Origin of the sequence: Kocuria sp. PD6 (genome assembly GCF_031844145.1) — a bacterium.
GTDB classification, from domain to species: Bacteria; Actinomycetota; Actinomycetes; order Actinomycetales; family Micrococcaceae; genus Kocuria; species Kocuria marina.
This window is the reverse complement of the sequence record NZ_JAUZUS010000004.1, coordinates 30,847-52,123: the sequence shown is the minus strand read 5'-3', so window position 1 is coordinate 52,123 and position 21,277 is coordinate 30,847. Positions and strand designations below refer to the sequence as shown.

16 protein-coding genes and 1 tRNA gene are annotated in these 21,277 nt (G+C 70.3%); 7 read left to right on the top strand and 10 right to left on the bottom strand.

Annotated features, from left to right (window positions below; genetic code table 11):
- Window positions 1-70: 70 nt before the first annotated feature.
- The 4 genes from Q9R22_RS04685 to Q9R22_RS04670 all read right to left on the bottom strand — a co-directional run bounded on the left by Q9R22_RS04685 (window position 71) and on the right by Q9R22_RS04670 (window position 4,078).
- On the bottom strand, window positions 71-1,081 hold the full coding sequence (locus tag Q9R22_RS04685; protein ID WP_311254092.1) for a hypothetical protein: 1,011 nt from the start codon (window positions 1,079-1,081) through the stop codon (window positions 71-73).
- Complete coding sequence (locus tag Q9R22_RS04680) at window positions 1,078-1,464, bottom strand: chorismate mutase (RefSeq protein ID WP_131332625.1); 387 nt, start codon at window positions 1,462-1,464, stop codon at window positions 1,078-1,080. Before Q9R22_RS04680 ends, Q9R22_RS04685 begins: the two co-directional genes overlap by 4 nt.
- Window positions 1,465-1,531: 67 nt before the next feature.
- Complete coding sequence (gene mnmA / locus Q9R22_RS04675; protein ID WP_131332624.1) at window positions 1,532-2,686, bottom strand: tRNA 2-thiouridine(34) synthase MnmA; 1,155 nt, start codon at window positions 2,684-2,686, stop codon at window positions 1,532-1,534.
- A gap of 162 nt (window positions 2,687-2,848) precedes the next feature.
- A complete protein-coding gene (locus Q9R22_RS04670; RefSeq protein ID WP_131332623.1) occupies window positions 2,849-4,078 on the bottom strand; it encodes a cysteine desulfurase family protein in 1,230 nt (409 codons plus the stop codon).
- A gap of 159 nt (window positions 4,079-4,237) precedes the next feature.
- On the opposite strand from Q9R22_RS04670, the gene Q9R22_RS04665 reads away from it, so the two are divergent.
- Window positions 4,238-4,702 (top strand): tRNA (cytidine(34)-2'-O)-methyltransferase, encoded by a 465-nt coding sequence (locus Q9R22_RS04665; protein WP_085107632.1) that lies wholly within the window; start codon window positions 4,238-4,240, stop codon window positions 4,700-4,702.
- A gap of 95 nt (window positions 4,703-4,797) precedes the next feature.
- On the opposite strand, the gene Q9R22_RS04660 is transcribed toward Q9R22_RS04665, so the two are convergent.
- Window positions 4,798-6,264, bottom strand: coding sequence for a S1C family serine protease (locus Q9R22_RS04660; protein WP_131332622.1), 1,467 nt, complete (start codon window positions 6,262-6,264; stop codon window positions 4,798-4,800).
- A 286-nt stretch (window positions 6,265-6,550) separates the two neighbouring features.
- Between Q9R22_RS04660 and Q9R22_RS04655 the strand changes: the two genes are divergently transcribed.
- A complete protein-coding gene (locus tag Q9R22_RS04655; RefSeq protein ID WP_131332621.1) occupies window positions 6,551-8,566 on the top strand; it encodes a TPM domain-containing protein in 2,016 nt (671 codons plus the stop codon).
- 79 nt (window positions 8,567-8,645) lie between these two features.
- Entirely contained in the window at window positions 8,646-9,401 is a 756-nt protein-coding gene (locus Q9R22_RS04650) for a PspA/IM30 family protein (RefSeq protein WP_098053958.1), read from the top strand.
- A 201-nt stretch (window positions 9,402-9,602) separates the two neighbouring features.
- Here Q9R22_RS04650 and Q9R22_RS04645 read toward each other — a convergent pair.
- The 3 genes from Q9R22_RS04645 to Q9R22_RS04635 form a co-directional block, all read right to left on the bottom strand.
- Window positions 9,603-9,679 (bottom strand) — tRNA-Met (locus Q9R22_RS04645).
- Between the two features lie 190 nt (window positions 9,680-9,869).
- Window positions 9,870-12,848: a UPF0182 family protein gene (locus tag Q9R22_RS04640; RefSeq protein ID WP_131332620.1), complete on the bottom strand. Its 2,979-nt coding sequence runs from the start codon at window positions 12,846-12,848 to the stop codon at window positions 9,870-9,872.
- A gap of 107 nt (window positions 12,849-12,955) precedes the next feature.
- The gene (locus Q9R22_RS04635; protein ID WP_131332619.1) at window positions 12,956-14,038 is read right to left on the bottom strand and encodes a PDZ domain-containing protein; all 1,083 of its coding nucleotides are present in this window, start codon (window positions 14,036-14,038) and stop codon (window positions 12,956-12,958) included.
- Between the two features lie 277 nt (window positions 14,039-14,315).
- Here Q9R22_RS04635 and Q9R22_RS04630 point away from each other — a divergent pair, with 277 nt between their 5' ends.
- Window positions 14,316-15,818: a zinc-dependent metalloprotease gene (locus tag Q9R22_RS04630; protein WP_131332618.1), complete on the top strand. Its 1,503-nt coding sequence runs from the start codon at window positions 14,316-14,318 to the stop codon at window positions 15,816-15,818.
- 150 nt (window positions 15,819-15,968) lie between these two features.
- Here the strand turns inward: Q9R22_RS04630 and Q9R22_RS04625 are convergent, their stop codons facing one another.
- Window positions 15,969-16,547 (bottom strand): M48 family metallopeptidase, encoded by a 579-nt coding sequence (locus tag Q9R22_RS04625; RefSeq protein ID WP_311254091.1) that lies wholly within the window; start codon window positions 16,545-16,547, stop codon window positions 15,969-15,971.
- A 134-nt stretch (window positions 16,548-16,681) separates the two neighbouring features.
- Between Q9R22_RS04625 and Q9R22_RS04620 the strand changes: the two genes are divergently transcribed.
- A complete protein-coding gene (locus Q9R22_RS04620; RefSeq protein ID WP_131332616.1) occupies window positions 16,682-17,560 on the top strand; it encodes a hypothetical protein in 879 nt (292 codons plus the stop codon).
- Window positions 17,561-17,598: 38 nt separating this feature from the next.
- Here the strand turns inward: Q9R22_RS04620 and Q9R22_RS04615 are convergent, their stop codons facing one another.
- Window positions 17,599-18,639 (bottom strand): LacI family DNA-binding transcriptional regulator, encoded by a 1,041-nt coding sequence (locus Q9R22_RS04615; RefSeq protein WP_242670637.1) that lies wholly within the window; start codon window positions 18,637-18,639, stop codon window positions 17,599-17,601.
- A gap of 276 nt (window positions 18,640-18,915) precedes the next feature.
- Here Q9R22_RS04615 and Q9R22_RS04610 point away from each other — a divergent pair, with 276 nt between their 5' ends.
- Window positions 18,916-20,394, top strand: coding sequence for an NAD(P)/FAD-dependent oxidoreductase (locus Q9R22_RS04610; RefSeq protein ID WP_131332615.1), 1,479 nt, complete (start codon window positions 18,916-18,918; stop codon window positions 20,392-20,394).
- Window positions 20,391-21,212, top strand: coding sequence for an alpha/beta fold hydrolase (locus Q9R22_RS04605; protein WP_207387885.1), 822 nt, complete (start codon window positions 20,391-20,393; stop codon window positions 21,210-21,212). Before Q9R22_RS04610 ends, Q9R22_RS04605 begins: the two co-directional genes overlap by 4 nt.
- The last annotated feature ends 65 nt before the right edge of the window (window positions 21,213-21,277 follow it).

The following is a 21,277-nucleotide window of genomic DNA, read 5'->3' as shown; positions in this document are numbered from 1 at the left end:
TCGTCCCTGACACCCGGAGCGGCCGGGATCGGCGTCCGTGTACGCCCTCGATTCTACGGCCTGGCCGGGCTCAACCCTCGTTGCACGCCTCGGTGAGCGCGCCGCCCAGGTGCGTCACCCGCCGCAGGGCGTCCGGCAGGTGCGGCGGGGTGAGCTCGCTGATCCGCGCCGACGGCGCCAGCACGGTTCCCAGCAACGCCGCCGGATCCATGCCCAGCTCACGCCACGGGCCCAGCACGCGCCCCACGAGCTCGGACACGGGCGTGCGCCCGGCCACAGGGACGGTGTCGAAACACAACCGCACCCCCGCCTCGTGCAGGGCCGCGAGGGGCTCCCACTGCTCGGTGGGCCCGTCCGGCAGACCAAGCACGGCGGCGTCCGCGCCGACCCGCGGGGTCCAGTCGATCCCGACGGCGCCCGCGTCCAGGACCACGGTCTCCACCCCCGTCGCACGGCACGCGGCCACGGCGTCCGAGAGCGTGGCGCGCAGTTCCTGGCGCGGCAGCGCACGCAGGGTGCGGTAGCCGCTCGCGGTCGGGATGCGCCCGGTCACCACGCGTTCCAGCTCTGGTTCCTCGAGCACCAGCACGACACCGCGCCCGTCCGTGTTGCGCCGCAGCACGGCCACGAGGTCCGCGACGCCCAAGCACCACGACTGCGCGAGATCACGGCGAGCGCCGGGATCCGACTGCAGCTTCTCCCCGTTGTGCACGTGGACGGTCGCCGCGAGGGAGACCGGGCCGAGCAGCGAGAAGGCGATCGGTCCGGTGTCCGCGCCGGATTCGGCGCCCAGGACGTCCGCGACCACGTTGAGGTCGCTCTCCAGTTGCCGGCGTGCACGGCGGGAGTCGTCGCCGGGGACACCGCTGATCCGCCACCCGTGGGGCTGCCGGTCCGCGTAGAGGGAATCGAGCACGGCGCACGTGCGGGCCGCGAGCTCGGCGTGCGGACCCCGCTCCGGCAGCAGCGGCACGGTGGCCAGGTGCGGTGCGCCCAGCTCGCCGCGCAGCACGGTGAACGTCTCGAGGAGGTCCGTGCCCCGCAGGGAACGGGTGAGGGTCGCGGTGACTGCTTCGCTCATGCGTCGGTGCTGCGCTGGTGGTTTTCGGAAATGGCCTCGTGGTGGCGGATGACCTCGCTGATGATGAAGTTCAGGAACTTCTCCGCGAACTCGGGATCCAGGTGTGCGGCCTCCGCAAGTCGGCGCAACCGGTGGATTTGCGTCTTCTCGCGTTCGGGGTCCGAGGGCGGGAGGTCGTTCTCCGCCTTGAGCTTGCCCACCTGTTGGGTCGCCTTGAAGCGTTCGGCGAGCAGGTGCACGAGTGCGGCGTCGATGTTGTCGATCGTGCCGCGAATGGCTTCCAAGCGCGTCAACGCGCTGTCCGCGGGACGGTCGGTGCTCGGTGAATCGGCTCCCGATGAGTCGACGGGCGCGTGGTCGGCGGGGTCGGTGACTGCACTCATGCGTCCACTGTAATAGTGGCGCGCCCGGCGCCCGGTCGTGTGGCGGTCATGCCGCCCCACGTGGGGCTCAGGACGCGGCCGCGGCCGCGCGATCGGCGAAGGCGGCGTCGATGGTGGCCTGGCCCAGCACACGGGTGCCCTGGTAGAGCACCATGGTCTGCCCGGGGGCCACACCGCGCTGGGGCTCGTCGAGGCGCACGCATAACCGCTGCTGCCCGTCCTGCCGGGTGAGCCACGCGCGCGCCGGCGCGGGATCGCCGTGGGCGCGCACCTGGACCGTCACGGGGAACTCATCGGAGCGACCGTCCACGTCCTCGGCCATCGCCGCGACTTCGCGGGGCGGAAGCCCGGCCCACGACGGGCGGATGCCCTCCATGACGTCGATCGCCAGCAGGGCCTCCGGCCCCACGACCACCTCGTTGGTCTTGGGCCGGATCTCCAGGACGAAGCGGGGCTTGCCGTCCGGGGCGGGCCGGCCGATGTGCAGACCCCGGCGCTGACCCACCGTGTAGGCGTGCGCGCCGCGGTGCTCACCGAGTTCGGTGCCCTGGGTGTCCACGATCCTCCCGGGGGCGAGCTCCATGTGGTCCTCGAGCCACCCGCGGGTGTCCCCGTCCGGGATGAAGCAGATGTCGTGCGAATCGGGCTTCTTGGCCACGGACAGCCCGCGCTCCTCAGCCTCGGCGCGCACCTGCGCCTTGGACGGGGTCTCGGCCAGGGGGAAGATCGCGTGCTCGAGCTGCTCGGCGGTGAGCACGCCCAGCACGTAGGACTGGTCCTTGGCCCAATCGGCCGCGCGGTGCAGTTCCTTGTGCCCGTCCGCATCCGTCACGACCTTGGCGTAGTGGCCCGTGCACACGGCGTCGAACCCCAGGGCGAGCGCTTTCTCGAGCAGGGCCGCGAACTTGATCTTCTCGTTGCAGCGCATGCACGGGTTGGGGGTACGCCCCGCAGCGTACTCGGCCACGAAGTCGTCCACGACGTCCGCCTGGAACCGTTCGGAGAAGTCCCACACGTAGTACGGGATCCCGAGCTTCTCGGCCGCGCGCCACGCATCCCGGGAGTCCTCGATCGTGCAACACCCCCGCGCGCCCGTGCGCAGCGTGCCCGGGGTGCGGGACAGCGCCAGGTGCACGCCCGTGACGTCGTGCCCCGCGTCCACGGCGCGCGCCGCGGCCACCGCCGAGTCCACACCGCCGCTCATCGCTGCCAGAACACGCACGTCAATTCCTCCAGGTCCGTCGAGGGTCGAAAATTGTGGGTCGAACCGGTTTAACAACCAGCGCGCCGCCGGGGCTATTCCCGACGGCGCCGCAGTTCCCGACGACCCCGCCGTTCCTGACCCCGCCGTTCCCGGCCACTCCGCGGTTCCTGACGGCGCTGCTCAGGACGCGAAGCCCGGGACGTGCCCGGACAGCCCCGCGGCGTGGGCGCGGTCGTAGACCTCCGCCACGGCAGCCAGCACCGCGGTGACGTCGTCCGGCGTGCTCGAGTGTCCCAGGGAGAAGCGCTGGGCACCGCGCGCGGTCTCCTCGGGCACCCCCATGGCCAGCAACACGTGGGATGCGCGCGGGACGCCCGCGTTGCACGCCGAGCCCGTGGACAGCGCGACCCCCGCGGCGTCGAAGAGGAAGAGCATGGAATCGCCCTCGCACCCGGGGAACGTGAAGTGCGCGTTGCCCGGCAGCCGCGTGGGGTGCGCCCACTCGTCCTCGGGTGCGCCGGGCTCGGGCCCGCGCAGCACGGCCTGCGGGACCCGTTCGCGGATCCCCGCCACGAGGGTGTCGCGCAATCGTGCGCGACGCACGAACTCGGCGTGCGCATCACGCTGGGCGGCGTGCACTGCGGCACCGAACGCGGCCGCCCCCGCGGCGTTGACCGTGCCGGAACGCACGCTGCGCTCCTGGCCCCCGCCGAAACTCGTGGCGGCCAACGTCACCGTGCGGGGGGCGTACAGCGCGCCCACACCCATCGGACCGCCGAGCTTGTGTGCGGACACCGCAAGAGTGCTGATCCCGGGCAAGTGCGCGTCCACGGGCACCGCGCAGAACGCCTGCACGGCGTCCACGTGGAAGGACACCCCCGCCCGGTCGCACAGGGCCGCGAGCTCCGCGATCGGTTGCACCGTGCCGACCTCGTTGTTGGCCCACATCACGGTCACCAGGGCCAGCTCGTCGCCGCGGCGGTCGAGCAGCTCCCGCAGGTCGTCGGGGTCCACCCGGCCGTCGGCATCGACCTCGAGCCACGCGAGCTCGGCGCCCTCGTGCGCGGCGAGCCACTCGGCGGCCTCGGATACCGCGTGGTGTTCCACGGTGGACAGCGCGATCACGGTGCGACGCGAATCCGCGTCCCGGGCTGCCCGGAACAGCCCGAGCACGGCCATGTTGTCCGCTTCCGTCCCGCCGGATGTGAGGATGATCTCCACCGGTTCCGCGTTCAACGCCGCGGCCACGCTGTCCCGTCCGGTCTCCAGGGCCATGCGCGCGGAGCGCCCACCCGAGTGCAGGGACGCGGGGTTGCCGCCGCGTTGGGCCTGCGCCACGTAGGCCTCGACGGCCTCGGGCAGCATGTCGGTCGTGGCGGCGTGATCCATGTAGACGCGTGGTGTGGGCATGGGTCCAATTCTAGGCGCGCCCACCGCGGCCCTCCCTCGGCCGCGCACCTCCGGTGCGACCTCCCCCAGCGCACCGCCGGTGAGACCCCCGGCTGCGTCGATACAACGCCCCGCGCCCCGCCGGTGCCGTGCCGCACGGACGCGCCTACACTCGCAGCCATGCTGCATTTCGTCTTCCACACCCCCGAGATCCCCGGCAACACGGGAAACGCCATCCGCCTCGCGGCCTGTACGGGCGCGCGCCTGCACCTCGTGGAGCCCCTGGGCTTCACGTTCGGGGACGCCCACCTGCGCCGGGCGGGGTTGGACTACCACGATCTCGCGGTCATGGACGTGCACCCCAGCGTGGAAGCACTGTGGGATGCGCTCGGGGACGCCCGGGTCCTCGCGTTCACGTCCCACTCGAGCACCCGCCACACGGACGTGGCCTACCAGGACGGGGACGTTCTGCTCTTCGGCCGCGAGTCCACGGGGCTGCCCACCGATGTCCTCGAGGACGAGCACGTCACCGAACACGTCCGGATCCCCATGCTGCCCGGGCGCCGCTCCCTCAACCTCGCCAACTCCGCGTCCATCGCACTCTACGAGGCCTGGCGGCAGTTGGGCTTCCCCGACGGCGTGTGATCCCGCCACGACGACGGCGCTCGCGGGTACCGTGCGTATGCACACCCTGCGAGCGCCGTTGTGAACGCCGTCGGCGCGGCCGGAGCCGGGGGCGCCTACTTGCCCGATTGCTCGGCGGCGTTGCCCACCCTGACCTTGGCCGTGTGCTCGTCCCCGCCGCGCCGGTAGGTGACCTCCGCCTCCGTCCCGGCCGCGAGTTCCCGCACGCCGGCGGTGAGAGCGTCCGCGTCCGTGATGCGCTTGCCGTTGAACTGCGTGATCACGTCGTTCGCGCGCAACCCGGTGTCCGCGGCCGGGGAGCCGTCCTGCACGCTGCGCACGAGGGCACCCGAGGAGAACTGCTCCGAGTTGCTCCCGGACGGCGTGTAGGCGGAGACGGACGCGCCCAGGTAGCCGTGCGTGGCCTTGCCGTCCTTGATGATCTCGTCCGCGACCCGCTTGGCCGTGTTGGACGGGATCGAGAATCCCACCCCGATGTTCCCCGAACTGGAGGAGTCGTTCGAGGAGGACCCCGCCGCCGAGGCGATCGCCACGTTGATGCCGATCACCTGACCGCTCGAGTTCACGAGCGCGCCGCCCGAGTTGCCGGGGTTGATCGCCGCGTCCGTCTGCAGGACGTTGAGGTAGACGCTCGACTTCGCGGACTGCGAGCCCGACTGCCCGTTGTCCGGGAAGTTGAAGAAGAAGTCCTGCCCGCCGCCGCCCTGTTGGGAGTCCTCTGGGGTCTCCTGCGCCGCTGAGGAGGCGACGGCGATCGTCCGGTTGAGCGTGGAGACGATGCCGTCCGTGACGGTCCCGCTCAGTCCGAGCGGTGAGCCGATCGCGATCGCGGTGTCCCCCACGTTGAGCTTGCTCGAATCCCCGAATTCCGCGGGCGTAAGACCGCTCGGGTCCACCTTGATCACCGCGAGGTCCGATTCGGGGTCCGTGCCCACGAGGCTGGCCTTGCGCACGGAACCGTCCGAGGTCTGGACCTCCAGGTTCGCGTTGGAGGTGGCGCCGTCGAGTGTGACCACGTGGGTGTTGGTGAGGATGTGTCCTTGATCGTCCAAGATCACACCGGACCCCGTCCCGGCACGGCCCCCGGCGGACGCGGAGATCGTCACCACGGACGGGGAGGCCTTGTGGGTGGCCCCCGTGATCTGGTTGACCGATTCCGTGTTGTTCACGATCACCGGGGAGCTGTTGCCCGCCGCGGACACGCCGTTGTTCTCGGCGAGGGCGCCGGTCCCCACCGCGGTCCCCGCACCGATCAGCCCTGCGAGCACCATCCCGGCGACCAGGGCACCCGCCGAGAACTTGCGCTTGGGCGTCGTGGCGGTCCCAGCACCACCAACCGGTTGCGACGCCGCGGTGTAGCCGTCCTGACCACCGGAATAGGTGCCGTACTGGTAACCCCCGGTGGCGCCGGGGTGTTCGCCCGCGGGCGGGATGGGTTGGGTGTCCTGCGCGTGCCACGGCGAACCCTGGCCGGCCCCCTCCGTCCCGGAGCCGTACTGGCCGTACCGGGGCACGGGACGCTGGGGATCGCCGCCCGCACGGGGGTCATAGGAATCGGCCATGTTCTCTCCTTCAGGACTGTGACAGGACGTCGAGGGATCGTGTGTCTGGACGCGGATACCGGGACCCGCCCGGCGGCTTCCGGTGGCCCAGTATGCCCGGGCGTACTGAGCCGCGGCTGTGAGAACTGGCCGATTCCTGCACGTTGCCTGGTGATCTCCGGGACGCTCGCTGATCTCGTGACCGCATTGTCCGTTCAGCGTAGTCTGTGACTCGGACGACCATCATGTCCTGGGGACGATCCCCGGGCGGGCGTCCGCTGGGCTGAGATCGATCGGAACGAGGGTCATGAATTCACACACCGTTTGGCGCCGCGCTGTCTCCGCGATCGTACTCTCGGGAGTGTGCTTGTTCGCGGCGCCCGCCGCCCTGGCCGAGCCCCCTCAGCAGGTGGACCCCGGCACACGGATCGTGGATTCGGCCAACGTCCTGGGCAACACGTCGCAGTTGCAGGACGAGATCAACAGGGTCGCCAGCGAACACAACATCACGCTCTACGTGGTGTACGTGGACCGATTCACGAACCCCACCGATCCCGGTCAGTGGGTCCAGGACTTCGCCCGGAACAACGGTTTCGGGACCAACGACGCCGTGCTCACCGTGGCCACCGAGACCCGCCAGGCGCGGTTCGTGGCCAACTCGGCGGGTCCCCTGTCCCGCTCGGACACCCAGGAGATCTACAACGAGAACATCGTCCCGGCCCTGCGCAACGGCAACTGGGACGCCGCCGCCCAGGGTGCCGTGAAGGGGATCGACTCGAAACTCGGCGGGGTGAGCCTGAACGGGGCCGGCGGTGTGGTCGGCGGGGTCGTGGTGCTCGGCGGGCTCGCGGCCGCGGGCGTGGGCGTCGCGTCGCTCATGCGCGGGCGGCGTCGTCGTGCGAATGCACCCCAGGCCCCGGAACCGCACAACGGCAGCAGCGCGCCGCAGCGACCGCTCGTGCCCCTGCCCGAGCTGCACAAGCGCGCGGGTTCGGCGCTCGTGGAGGCGGACAACGCGATCCAGCACTCCGAGCAGGAACTCACCTTCGCGCAGCTGCAGTACGGCCGCGAGCAGACCCAGCCGTTCGAGCACGCGCTCGCGCGGGCCAAGGAGCATATGCGCGCGTCCTTCGAGCTGCAGCAGAAGCTCGAGGACCACATCCCGGACACCGAGGCGGACCAGCGCGCGTGGCTCGGGGAAATCATCGAGCGCTCCAACCAGGCGCGCGGCTCCCTTGCGGAACAGGAACAGAACTTCTCACAGTTGCGTCAACTCGAGACCCGCGCCCCCGAGGCGCTCGAGGACGTGCGCCACGCCGTGGCCGGTGTCCAGCCGCGCCTGCAGGACGCCGAGTCCTTGCTCGTCTCGCTGCACGCAACGTACGACGACGCCGCTCTGGCCCCCGTGCGGGACAACGGCGAGCAGGCGCGCGAACGCCTCGAGTTCGCCGACTCCGCGATCACCCAGGCCCAACAGCACCTGGACGCGGGACAGGTTTCCCAGGCCGTGCTCAACATCCGAGCCGCCGAGGAGGCGCAGGGCCAGGCCGAGGGTCTGATCACCTCGGTGGAGAACGCCCGCCGGGAACTGGCCAAGGCCGAGGAGTCCCTCAAGGACGCCGTGAGCATCGCCCAACGGGACGTCGCCGAGGCCGAGGGACTGGTCCAGCAGGGCTCCCGTCCCGAGCTCGCGGGTGCCGCCGCCGGGGTGCGCTCCGTGCTGCAGACCGTGACCCAGAACATGCGTTCCGGGCGCTACGACCCCATGGGCTCCGCCCGCCGGCTCGCGCAGGCCAAGGCCGAGCTCGACAAGGGCCTGGACGACGTCCGGAGCGCGAACGACCGCGCCCGCTCCGCGCGCGAGACCCTGTCCCACGCGCTCGTGAGCGCGCAGGCGAGCCTGACCACCGCGTCCGACTACGTGTGGGCGCGCCGCGGCGGTGTGGGCGCCCGCGCGCGCACCGAACTCGCGGAGGCCGAACGCCACCTGGAGATCGCGCAGCAACTACAGAACTCTGATCCCGAGCGAGCACTCAACGAGGCCAACCAGTCCATCCGCCTCGCGGACTCCGCACAGCGCTCCGCACAGACGGACGTGGACGAGTTCTACAACTCTCCCATGGGCTACGGCGGCATGGGTTACGGCCGGCGTAGCAACGGCCTCGGTGGTGCCATGCTCGGCGGGATCCTGCTGGGCGGGATCCTCAACGGCGGCATCGGCGGGGGCCACTACGGCGGCGGAGGCGGTGACTTCGGCGGCGGTTTCGGCGGCGGAGGCGGCGATTTCGGTGGCTTCGACGGCGGTGTGGGCGGGAACTTCTGACCCCCTCCGGGTGAGCGACGCACCCGCCGCCCCGTGACAGATTTCAGTTTTGTCCGAGATACGAGAAGAGGAGAACACCATGTCCAAACAGTCCATTTTCGGGCGGATCGCTCAGCTGGCCAAGGCGAACATCAACGCGATGATCGATTCCGCGGAGGACCCCCAGAAGATGCTGGATCAGATGGTCCGCGACTACACCGAGAACATCCGCGAGGCGGAGTCCGCCGTGGCCCAGACCATCGGTAACCTCCGCTTGCTCGAGAAGGACCACGCCGAGGACGTCCAGGAGGCCGCCCAGTGGGGCAACAAGGCACTGGCCGCGTCCAACAAGGCGGAGGAGTTCCGTTCGTCGGGCAAGGAGAGCGAGGCCCAGAAGTTCGACAACCTCGCCAAGGTCGCGCTGCAACGTCAGATCCAGTCCGAGAGCGAGGCCCGCGGGGTCGAACCCCAGATCGCGTCCCAGACCGAGGTCGTGGAGAAGCTCAAGGACGGGCTCAACACCATGCGTGGTAAGCTCCAGGAGCTCTCCGCCAAGCGTGACGAGCTGGCCGCTCGCCAGAAGACCGTCCAGGCCCAGGCGCAGGTGCAGGACTCCCTCAAGGCGTTCGACGTCATGGACCCCACGAGCGAGGTCTCCCGGTTCGAGGACAAGATCCGCCGCGAGGAGGCTCGCGTGGCCGGCCAGCAGGAGCTCGCCGATTCCTCCCTGGACCGCCAGTTCGAGGCGCTCGAGGACATGGGTCAGCAAACCGAGATCGAGGCGCGGCTCGCGGCGCTCAAGGCCGGCAACGCCACCAAGGACGGCGAGAAGATTGTGTCCTCCGAGGAAGTCTGAGTCACTTCCGCGGCTGCCGGTGTGGTGGCCGCAGCATTCAGGGCGTCATCCCGCGGCTGAGCAGACACCCCCGGCGTGAGCTGACGTGGAGCAAACGCGGCATCGCCTGCTGCGTTTGCTCCACTGCTTGTCGCGAAGTAGCCCCGGACATGTGTCCGGACATGCCAGAAGCCCGGTTTCCTGGGAAACCGGGCTTCTTCGTGGTTGCGGGGGCAAGATTTGAACTTGCGACCTCTGGGTTATGAGCCCAGCGAGCTACCGAACTGCTCCACCCCGCGGCGACGTCCTCAACTATACGGAGGGTGAACGGATCGTGCAAATCGGGTGTCCCCCGGCGCGGATCCGCACGGGACAGCGCCCCGATGGCGAGGGGCGGTGAGGACAGGGGCGGCGACAAGGGGGGACGGTGATGGCGAAGGGCGGTGACCGGGAGAACCCGATCACCGCCCTTCGGGCGTCTCCCCTGGATTACGGGGTGGCGCCGTCCTGACGCATGGCCTCGTCGATGGCCTGCTTCAGCCGGTCCTGGGCCTCGCCGTACTGCGTCCAGTCACCGTCCCGGCGTGCCCGATCCGCTTCCTGCATGGCCTGGTTGGCGTTGTCCAGAGCCTGCTGCAGGGACGTGGAGCGCGGCGACGGGGTCCCGGAGGGCTGCGGCGAGGGGCTGGCCGACGCGCCGTCGTCCACCGCGCCGGTGCGCCCGTCGCCGCCCTGGGCGGCCTTCGCGGCCTGGTCGTTCACGCCGGCCCCGGTGTCCGTGGTGGCCCCGGAGTTACCGCTGAAAACCTCATCCAGAGCGCCGTCGAGCGTGGGGGCGAATCCGACCTTCTCACCGAAGCCCACGAGGACGCGGCGCAGGGTGGGGTAGGCGGCATCGCCGGAGGACTGCACGTACACGGGCTGGACGTAGAGCATGCCCCCGCCCGCGGGCAGTGTCAGCAGGTTGCCGTTGATGACCTCGGACGCACCCTGACGCAGCAGGTTCAGCTCCTGGGACACATCCGTGTCCGAGTTGAACAGGTTCTGCGCCTGGCCCGGACCGGGCACCACAGAGGAGCGCGGCAGTTCGAGCAGCCTCAGCTTGCCGTAGTCCTCGCTCTTGACGCCGTCCTCACCCGTCCCGGCGTCCGCGTTGGCGGAGAGGTACCCGTACATCACGTTACGGGTGTTGCCGGACTCGTTCTGCTGCGGGATGAAGGACGAGGTGAGCGAGAAGTTCGCCTTGTCCTCACCCGGCATGCGCATGGAGAGGTAGTACGGCGGCTGCGGGACGTCCTGGTTCTGCTGGGTGGGGTCGTTGGGCACGGACCACACGTCGTCGCTCGCGTAGAAGCTGTTCGCGTCCGTGACGTGGTAGCGGTTGAGCAGCTCACGCTGGACTTTGAACATGTCTTCGGGGTAGCGCACATGGGCCATGAGGTCCGCGGACATCTCCGAGTACGGCTTGAGCGTGTTCGGGAAGACCTTCTGCCACGACTTCAGGACGGGGTCCTGGTCGTCCCACGCGTAGAGATCCACGGAACCGTCGTAGGCGTTGACCGTGGCCTTGACCGAGTTACGGATGTAGTTCACACGCTCGGGCGGCAACGCAGCGGCGGTGCCCTGCGCGGTCTGGGTGTCCTGGGTGGCGTCCTGGAGCACGGACGGCGTGGAGTACGGGTAGGACGCCGCCGTGGTGTAGGCGTCCACGATCCACACGACCTTGTTGTCCACGATCGCCGGGTATGGGTTGCCGTCCACCGTGAGGTAGGGGGCCACCTTCTCCACCCGCTCACGCGGGTTGCGGTCGTAGAGGATCTGGGACTCCGGGCGCACCGCGTCCGAGAGCAGCATGTCCGTGGACTGGAACTTGATGGAGTAGGACAGCTTGTTAAACCAGTTGCCCACGGTGGGGCCGCCATTGCCGGCGAACGTGGTCTTGGCGTCCTGGGCGTCCCCGTCATTGGTCTGGGGGCGGTCCAGCTCGAGCGGCGGGTCCTCAGGGGAGCCACCCACGATCGAGTACTCGGGCGAGTTCTTCCCGAAGTAGATCCGCGGCTCGTAGTCGTTGGAGATCTCACCGCGGGACGGGATCCCGGCCTGCATGAATTGGGGCTTGCCGTCCGACTGCACGCGGGAGCCGTACGCGGCCACCACGCCGTAGCCGTGGGTGTAGACCACCGACTGGTTGTACCAGCCCTGGATCTGGTCCGGGTTCAGTTCACGGGTCGCGATGACCGTGTCCTGGGTCTGCCCGTCGATCCTGTAGCGGTCCACGTTGAGCATGTCGGAGAACTGGTAGTACGGCCGGAACTGCTGCAGCTGGGCGAACGCGGAGGAGACCACGTTGGGGTCCAGCAGACGGATGTTGGAGGTGGTCTCCGTGTCCTGGCGCAGCGCACCCTGTTCGGTCTGGGTCGTGGCGTCGTACGGGGTGACCTCGGTGTTGTCCAGACCGTAGGCCTGCCGGGTCATGGTGATGTTGCGCTGGATGTACTCGTTCTCGAGCGCCTGCTCCGTGGGTGTCACCTGGAAGCGCTGGATGGCCCACGGGTAGAGCCCACCGGCCACCACGGCCACGACCACGAGCATTGCGGCACCGATCAGAGGCAGCTTCCAACGGCCGATGAACCCGGCCACCACGAACAGGATGGCCACCAGGACGGCGGCGATCGCCAGGATGCCCTTGGTGGGGATCACGGCGTTGACGTCGGTGTACAGCGCACCTGTCCACTTGCCCGAGTTGGAGGTCAGGGTCGCGTAGCGGTCCAGCCAGAAGTTCACGGCCTGCAGCGCGAGGAACGCGGCCACGATGGAGCCCAGGTGCACGCGGGAGGAACGGGTCGTGGCGATCCCGCGTTCATGGATGCGGATCCCGCCGTAGACGTAGTGCATGAGCAGCCCGGCCACACCGGCGAGCAGCAGGGCGGTGACCAGGAAGCCGATCAGCAGCCGCAGGAACGGGAGGGTGAACACGTAGAAGCCCAGGTCCAGGTCGAACTGGGGGTCGGTCTGCCCGAAGGGTTCCTGGTTGAAGAACAGCAGCACGGTCTGCCACTGGGACGTGATCGTGGAGGCGGCGAACAGTCCGAAGATCACCGGCACGGCCACCATGACGATCTTGCGCACGGGGTCCAGCGCCTGCTGGTACTTCTGCATGTTGTCGCTGACCTGGCCGGTGTCCCGGGGGCGGTTGCGGTACGCGAGCCACAGGCTCAGGAATATGAGCGTGGCCACGATCACGGCGGAGATGATGAACAGACCGATCATCGCGAGGTTACGGGTGACGAACACCCGCAGGTAGCCGAGCTGCTCGAACCAGAGGATGTTCGTGTAGACCTGGGTGAACCCCACGAACAGGGCGATGAGGACCACCACCGCGATCACCGTGGGCAACAGGGCCCCGTGTTTCTTGCGGCCCGCTGCGGACCCGCTGGATGGACGTGGGGATGTGGATCCGGCGGTCACTGAATACCTCTGAATTCCCTGGGCACGGATGATGATCTGTCAATGATCAGTGTCCACCCTATTGTGCTAGCCCCCGTGGCGGCATGCAATTTCACCGCCTCGGGATGTCACCGGGTGCCGCAGGAAGGCAGCTCCACGACCGATCCGGACGCCGCTTTTTCGACCCCTTCCACAGCATCTCCCAGTGTCTTCACCTCGATCACCGTGAGACCATCCGGGACGTGCCCGGCCACCTCACCGCAATTGTCCGAGGGGGCCAGGAAGTACGTGGCACCGGACTCCGCTGCGCCCTGCAATTTCTGTCGGATCCCACCGATGGGACCGACATTCCCGTCCGCCGAGATCGTTCCGGTACCCGCGATGTGTTCGTCGCCCGCCATCGATCCGGGGGTCAGTTCCTCGATGATCCCCAGCGCGAACATCATCCCGGCGCTGGGTCCACCCACCTGGTCCAGTTGGAAGTCCACGTCCACGGGGAACTCGTATTTCGGTACGAGGTACACGCCGAGCTGCCACCGCTGCGAGTCCTCGTCCCGGGTCAGCTTCACGTGTTCGGTGACCGTCCTGCCGTCCCGGCGCACGACGACGTCCGCTCCCCGCTCCCCCGCGGCGTCGAGTTGCTCGCGCAACAGCTCGAGCGAGGTGACCTGCGTGCCGTTCACGGAGAGGATCCGGTCCCCGGCCCGCAGGACACCGTCCGCGGCGCCGCCGGGGATCACGGCGTGCACGGTCAGGGTGGTTGTGAACGGCTTGCCCAGGTGGTTCAGCGCGGCCGCCACGGAGTCCTCCTGGGAGGTGACCATGGCCGCGGCGTTGGACTCGTCCACCTGCTGGCCCGTGGTGTCCGGCGGGTAAAGGGTGTCCTCCGGGATCACGGCATCGGAGGGATCCAACCAGCCCAGCAGCGCGTTGATGGAGTTGAGCCGCCCGGAGGGTCCGCCCGTGACGTACACGGTGGTCAGGTCCAACCGGCCGTCGCTCGGGTAGGTCGGGGCGCCCGTGATCTTGACGAGCTGCTTGTCGTCGTGACTGCCCACGGTGTTGAACGTGGGTCCGGCGGATTCCACGACGTACGGCGCGGGCAGCACCACGCCCGCGAGCAGCAGCACCGTGGTCCCCGCGAGCGCGACCGACGGCAACGACTGGCGGCGGAGGAATCCGCGCCGCGCCCCCTTCTGCTCACCCGTCACGTCGCTTCCTCTCCACGGCCTCCAGGACCGTCCCAGCGTACTCGGCCCACCCTGGGAAGGTCCCGCGCACACCGTCTGGGGCGTACGTCGCACGCCCTCGTGGAAGGTTCGAAGACGCCGCACGGCCGGGGACGGCGGCGTCGCCCGCTCCCGGTAAACGGGCGCCCGGAGGATACCTGAGCCATCAGCGAACTGGGCGCGCACGCGGTGGTTCGGGCCCGGGGCGGACGGCTAGGGTTTGAGCAGTCCTAGATCCTCCACGACGATTGGCGGTCCCATGCCTTCGAACCCTCCGAACGACGAGAACGGCGAGAACCCCAAGGACCCGTTCCAGGAGATGTTCGAGCGTCTGCTGGGGTCCGGGAACATGAAGCCCGGTGACATGCCGGCCGGTATGCCCATGGACCCGCAGGCCATGTCCATGATGTTCCAGCAGATCCAGTCCATGATGAGTTCGACCTCCTCGGGGGAGCCCATCAACTGGGAGCTCGCCAACCAGCACGCCCGTCAGGTGGCCGCGCAGAAGGGCGACGCGTCCGTTTCGGCGAAGCAGAAGGGCGCCGTGAACGATGCCATGAAGCTCGCGGACCTGTGGCTCACGGACAACACCGCGTTCGGCGAAGCCCCCGTGCTGCCGTCCGCGTGGGCGCGCGCCGAGTGGATCGAGGCCACGTGGGAGACCTGGAAGGAGATGACCACCCCGGTGGCCACCTCCGTGTCCAAGGCCATGTCCGACGCCCTGACCCAGCAGTTGCCCCCCGAGCTCTCCCAGGCCATGGGCGGGGCGGACCTGTCCGGGATGCTCTCCGGCGCGGGCTCCATGATGTTCGGGATGCAGCTGGGACAGGCCGTGGGTGCGCTCTCGTGCGAGGTGCTGTCCTCCACCGACGTGGGCATCCCCCTGGCCAAGGACCGCTGCGCGCTCGTGCCGTCCAACGTGGCCGAGTTCAGCGAGGGGCTGGACCTGCCGGCCTCGGACGTGATGCTGTACCTGGCCATCCGCGAGGCCGCCCACACGCGTTTGTTCCACGGTGTGCCGTGGTTGCGCCAGTACGTGCTGGACCTGATCACGGCGTTCGCGTCCGAGATCCACATCGACATGGACAGGATCGAGTCCATCGCCCAGGAACTCGACCCCTCCGACCCCTCGGGCATCCAGGACGCGCTGGCCTCCGGCGTGTTCAGCCCCGAGATGACCCCGCGCCAGGAGGCCACACTCGCCAAGCTCGAGACGGTCCTCGCGCTCGTGGAGGGTTGGGTCAACCGCGTCACCGTGGCCTCCACCGCCAACATCCCCTCCGCCGCCGCCCTCACCGAGATGATGGCCCGACGCCGCGCCGAGGGCGGTCCCGCCGAGCGCACCTTCGGTTCCCTCGTGGGTCTCGAACTGCGCCCCCGCCGATTGCGTGAGGCAGCGACCTTCTGGGGCTACGTGGAGGAACAGCGCGGGATCACCGAGCGCGACAGCCTCTGGGAGTCCCCCGAGCTGCTGCCCACCAACGAGGACCTCGACGATCCCCAGGGCTTCGAGGAGCGCCGCGGGCTGCTCACGGCCAGCGACGAGGAGATGGACGCCGCCCTGGAGAAGCTGCTGGCCGGCGGGTACGAGGACGGCCGGCAGGCCCCGGGGGGCGCGAGTTCCACCGGCCAGGCCTCCGCGGACGCGGAGCAGGGTGCGTCCGGGGAGACGTCGCCTGGACGCGAGCCGGGTGAGAGCACGGGCACTGCTGCCGGCGACGACGACCAGGACGATCCCGACACCACGCGGGACGAGGACTGATCGTGGGCGGCTGGGTCTCCGTGTAGTAGGCCCGTCGTACGGACTTCAGGGTTCGCGGCCGGGCCCGTACGAACGGCCCGGAGCCACTCGCACCGAGACTCGTGCGGACCTCGTACCGGCCCGGCTCGCCGGACTGGCCCCTCGGGTGCCTCACTCCCGGCCCGTGACCTGCGCGGGGTTCCGCTCCGCCCACGCGACGCCGTCCAGGAACTGGCCGGCGTCGTGCGCCCTGGGGTGGCGCCGTGCCATCTCCCAGAACCGCTCGTTGTGGTGAGCCTCGAGCAGGTGCACGAGCTCGTGCAGCACCACGGTCTCCAGAACCCACTCGGGCGCGTCCGCGAGTCGCCGTGAGATCCGAATGGCACCCGTGGCGGGGGTCGCCGAGCCCCACCGCGTGTGCTGGCGGGCGGACCACGTGATGCTCGTGGGCCGGGCACGGCCCTCCAGGTAGGTCCGGGACAGCCGCTGCGCCATCTCCTCCAGCGCCGTGTCGGAGTGCCGCGTGCGCGTGGCCGCCTCCGCCGCGCGCCGCTTGGCCACGACCCTGGGAACGAGAGTTGCACTCCAATGCGCGATCTGGGCGCGGGTGGCCCGTTGCGGCACCGAGAGCACCACGGCGTCCCCGCTGAAGTGGGCGTTGACGGTCTTGGTGCGGCGGGCACTGCGCTTGACGACGATCTCCGGCATCTCCTCCGGTGGTTCGACGATTCTGGCTCGTGGTGGGGGCATGCCCCCAGTTCACCACCCCGCCCGGGCGGGGCACGAACCGGGACGCAGAAGGGGAGCACGGTGCCCGCGGCACCCGTCCTGTGGATTGCCCCGCGCCGGCCGCGGGAGCACCCCGCTTCGGCAACCCTGGTGCCATGACCCACCGTTGCCCAACCGCCCCCGAGGAACCCTGCGCTCCCCCGGCGCTCGACGAGCTGCGCGTTCTCGTGCTCGGGCTCGACCCCCTCACCGCCGCCGTGTGCCTCGCGCTCGCGGAGGCCGGGGTCTGCCTGCTCAACATCCGGGATCCTGCACCCGTCGGGACCGCGGACGTCCGCCACGGCCCGTATCCCGCGGAGTTCCAGGGCCAGCCACGTGAACTGGTGCTGAGGACCCTGCTGCGGCGCAGATCCCCGCGCTGCGCCCCGCTCAGCGCACCCGAGCTCTTCCCATCGGCGGCGGTGCCCACCGCCGTGGTGCTCCACACGTGGTCCGTGCCCGGTGATCTCGTGGCGGACCTCGCCACGGCTCCCTCCCCGGAGCTGGACCCGGCGCTGCCCACCCTGAGCGTGGTCCGCGACGGCGGGTCCGTGGTTGTCTGGCCCCTCACCGACTGGGCGCATCGCCCGTGCCGGGCCTGTGTGGCGAGTGCGGTCCGTGAAGCGCGACGCGCGTTCCGTGGGTCCCCACCCACGCCCGGCGAGCCTCTGCTTCCGCGTCAGGACGGGACGGTGGCCGTGCTGACGCGCACGGTGGCCACCGGGGAGATCGCGGGTCGCCTGCTGTCCCACGTGCTGCGGGACGACGCCGCTCCGCGGGCGGCACCGTCCGACCCGCCACACGACGCTCCCCCGGACGTGCCACCTGCCGGCACCGGAACGGCACCGTCCGGCCCACCGCCGGCCCGGCCCCCGTCCGGAACGCAGTCACCTGCCGGTCCGGACGCGTGCCTCGTGCTGCGCCGGGGGCTGACGGTTCTGCCTTTGGCCCCGGATCCGAGGTGCCTGTGCTCCCTCGCGTTCACCGGGCTGTGAACCGTGCGTGCGGAGTGCGCCGTACCACCCGTGCCCGCTCAGACGGAGTCGCGGTCCACCGTGAAGGCCCCCGCCGTGTCCGGGGGCGAGGGTGCGGGCTCGTCCCGCACCAGGGCGTTGATCACGGCCACGATGTGCCGGGCCGTGACCTCCGGGTCCAGCGCCACCATGGTCAGCGGAGGGTCGGCCAGCGCCGCCGCCGGGGAGTCGTTGACCCCCACGATCGCGAGGTCCGCGGGCGCTTTCCAGCCGAGCCGCCGCATCCCGCAGAGGACGGCGAGCGCGGCGGTGGTGTCGTGGGCGCACACCCCGGACGCCCCCGGGTGCCGTTCGCGCCACTGCAGCAGCACATCGGCCGCCCCGCGGGGATCCGCAGGAAGGGGAAGAGCGCTCGGGCGCGGCAGGCCACGGGCCGCGCACTCTCGCTGCAGCACCTCGAAGCGCCACTGGGAGACGCCGTGCATGTGCTCCGCGCCCGTGATCGCATAGCCCAGGTGCGTATGGCCCGCGGCCACGAGCCGCTGCACCTGCACCCTGGCGATGTCCCGCTCACGGAGACCCGTGATCCACCGCCCCATGTCGTCCGAACCGGTCCAGGAGACGACGCCGCGCACGCCACTTCGACGCATGCGCTCGGCGTCGTCCTCCGCGAGGTCCCACGCGAGCACGGCGGCCGGCGTCACGGAGGACCAGACCCGGGCGGCGGGGCGGCGGGTCCACGCATGGATCACCATGGACAGCCCCACCTCGGAGAACAGCACCGAGAGCCGCTCCACGATCACCCCGATGTCCTCGGTGAGGGACCCCGCCGGCGGGAGGTATAGCAGCACGGAGGTGGAGCGGCCCCGGCCGAGCGCCCGCGCCTCCGCCGAGGGCGCGTAGGAGAGCTCCCGGGCGGCGTCGAGCACGCGGCGTCGGGTGCCCGCGGAGATGGACTGCGAGGGGGTGTCGTTGAGCACGAAGCTCACGGTGGTGCGGGAGACCCCGGCCAGCCGTGCCACGTCGGCGCTCGTGGCCCGCCGTGCGGGGGTGCGGTGCCGGTGCATGCTCGTGAGTTCTCCCTGGATGTCGGTAGCCACATGGTAGCGAGTGGCCCACCGCCGCCGGGCCCTGATGCCCCACGAATGTGAGCTGTTACACTCGACAACCATCAAGCTAACGCGCGTTAGTGTGCACCGACATGGACCGCTGCCGACCCGGGCCCCTCCCGGCGCACGGCCTGCATGCAGGGAACTGGGAGCGGCCACGTCGCCGCGAGATTTCGGAGCCGGTACCCGTCGGGAACGCCGTCGGGCACCGGCTGCACCACCCGGATCCGACCGGGGCGCGAGACCGCAAGGAAGTTGGAGAACCACATGGACACTCAGGACGTCGACGTGATCATCATCGGTGCCGGGATCTCCGGCATCGGCGCCGCTCGGGAGCTCGCCGGCACCGGCCGCACCGTCCGCATCCTCGAGGCGCGCGAGGACATGGGCGGCACGTGGAACCTCTTCCGGTACCCGGGTATCCGCTCGGACTCGGACATGGCCACCTTCGGCTACCGCAGCCACCCCTGGACGGGAGAGCGCAGCCTGGCCACTGGGGACACCATCCTCGACTACGTCCACGCGGCGGCCGAGGAGGCCGACGTCACGAAGGACATCCGGTTCGGGCGGCGCGCCGAGCAGGCACGGTGGTCCTCCGAAACCCACACATGGACCGTCACGCATCGCGACGTCCACACGGGCGGGGCCGAGCAGCTCACCGGCCGGTGGCTGTTCATGGCCACGGGCTACTACCGCTACGACGAGGGCTTCACCCCCGACTGGCCCACGCTGTCCGAGTTCGAGGGGACCGTGGTCCACCCGCAGCACTGGCCGGAGGACCTGGACGTGGCGCGCCGTCGCGTGGTCGTGATCGGCAGCGGCGCCACCGCCGTGACCCTCGTGCCCGCGCTCACGGACCGCGGCGCTCACGTGAGCATGCTGCAGCGCTCCCCGTCCTACGTGGCCTCCGTGCCCGGCAGGGACGAGACTGGCATCAAGCTGCGCAAGTGGCTGCCGCCGCGCGTGGCCGGGGAGGCCAACCGCTGGCGCAACATCGTGCGCTCCATGGCCATCTACGAGTTCAGCCGCCGCCGACCGCAGGCCATGCGGGACCTGCTGCACCGCGGGGCTGTGAAGCACCTGGGCCCCACCTTCCCGGTCGACGAGCACTTCACCCCCGAGTACGACCCGTGGGACCAGCGGCTGTGCGCGGCACCGGACGGCGACTTCTTCAAGGCTGTGCGCGGGGAGCACGCCGAGGTGGTCACGGACACCATCGAACGCTTCACCGCGGACGGGATCCAGCTGCGCTCGGGCCGTCACCTCCCGGCGGACGTGATCGTCACCGCCACGGGGCTCAACGTGCAGTTTCTTGGGAACATGGATCTCGTGGTGGACGGGGAGACCGTGGATCCGGCCGCGCGCGTGAGCTACCGCGGCATGATGCTCGACGGCGTCCCCAACATGGCCTTCGCCATCGGGTACACGAACTCCTCGTGGACCCTGCGCGTGGACCTGATCACAGAGTACTTCCGGCGGCTGCTGGACCGCATGGACCGCGAGGGCGCCGTGGCCGTCACGCCCCGGTACTCCGGCCCCCGCACCGGGCTGCGCCCGCTCATCGACCTGGCCTCCGGCTACATCCAGCGTGGCGCACACCTGCTGCCCCGCCAGGGCCGCGACGGGGCATGGAACGTGCGGCAGAACTACCTGCGGGACCGGGTGCTGTTCCGTCCGGGTGCCGAGAAGGACGAGCAACTGGAGTTCACGGTGCCCGCCCGCACCACCTCGGGGGTGGGCGCGTGAGCACGCAGATGTGGAACGGGCTGAGCTGGCGCGAGACCGGTGAGGGCACCCCGGTGCTGCTGATCCACGGGATCGGACGCAGCCTGGCCGACTGGGACGAGCAGCACGAGCGTCTGGCCGCGCGGCACCGTGTGATCAGCGTGGACCTCCCCGGCTTCGGTGGCTCCGAGGTCCCCACCGAGGGCATGAGCCTCTCGAATCTCGCCTCCCGCGTGGCGGAGTTCGTGCGCGCCCAGGGCATTGCGCCGACCCACGTGGCCGGCAACTCCCTGGGCGGGGCCGTGGCCATGCAGCTCACCGCCGACCACCCGGAACTCGTGCGCAGCCTGCTGCTCGTGGACTCCGCAGGATTCGGACGGGGCGTGAGCCCGGCCCTGCGTCTCGCGGCGCTGCCCGGGGTGGGCGAGCGCGCACTGGCACCGAGCCGCAAGGGTGCGCTGCGCTCCGAGCGGGCCATGTACCACGACCCCGCCCTGGCCACGCCCGAGCGCGTGGAACGCGGCTACGAGCTCGCGCAGCGCCCCGGCGGCTCCGAGGCCATGCTGCAGATGCTGCGCTCGATCGGCTCGATCGCGGGTGTGAAGCGGCCCTGGCGGCGCCGGCTGCTCCCCCGCGTGCGGGCCACCGGTGTTCCCGTGTTCATCATGTGGGGCGACAAGGACACCGTGCTGCCCTTCCGTCACCTCGCCCGTGGGGCGAAGGCCCTGGGGGCTCGCAGCCACCGGTTTCCCGACACCGGCCACGGGCCCATGATCGAGCGGCCCGACGAGTTCGCCCGCCTGGCCACCGAGTTCTGGGCGAGCGCGGAGCGCAGCTGACGACGCCACACGGGCCGGTCCCGGTCCACGCTCACCCGCCGCGCTGCGACCACACAGCGCGTCAC

Coding starts and splice junctions, on each gene's coding strand:
- Q9R22_RS04685 (WP_311254092.1), bottom strand. CDS start 1,081: ATGAGCGAAGCAGTCACCGCGACCCTCACCCGTTCCCTGCGGGGCACG.
- Q9R22_RS04680 (WP_131332625.1), bottom strand. CDS start 1,464: ATGAGTGCAGTCACCGACCCCGCCGACCACGCGCCCGTCGACTCATCG.
- Q9R22_RS04670 (WP_131332623.1), bottom strand. CDS start 4,078: ATGCCCACACCACGCGTCTACATGGATCACGCCGCCACGACCGACATG.
- Q9R22_RS04665 (WP_085107632.1), top strand. CDS start 4,238: ATGCTGCATTTCGTCTTCCACACCCCCGAGATCCCCGGCAACACGGGA.
- Q9R22_RS04660 (WP_131332622.1), bottom strand. CDS start 6,264: ATGGCCGATTCCTATGACCCCCGTGCGGGCGGCGATCCCCAGCGTCCC.
- Q9R22_RS04655 (WP_131332621.1), top strand. CDS start 6,551: ATGAATTCACACACCGTTTGGCGCCGCGCTGTCTCCGCGATCGTACTC.
- Q9R22_RS04650 (WP_098053958.1), top strand. CDS start 8,646: ATGTCCAAACAGTCCATTTTCGGGCGGATCGCTCAGCTGGCCAAGGCG.
- Q9R22_RS04630 (WP_131332618.1), top strand. CDS start 14,316: ATGCCTTCGAACCCTCCGAACGACGAGAACGGCGAGAACCCCAAGGAC.
- Q9R22_RS04625 (WP_311254091.1), bottom strand. CDS start 16,547: ATGCCCCCACCACGAGCCAGAATCGTCGAACCACCGGAGGAGATGCCG.
- Q9R22_RS04620 (WP_131332616.1), top strand. CDS start 16,682: ATGACCCACCGTTGCCCAACCGCCCCCGAGGAACCCTGCGCTCCCCCG.
- Q9R22_RS04610 (WP_131332615.1), top strand. CDS start 18,916: ATGGACACTCAGGACGTCGACGTGATCATCATCGGTGCCGGGATCTCC.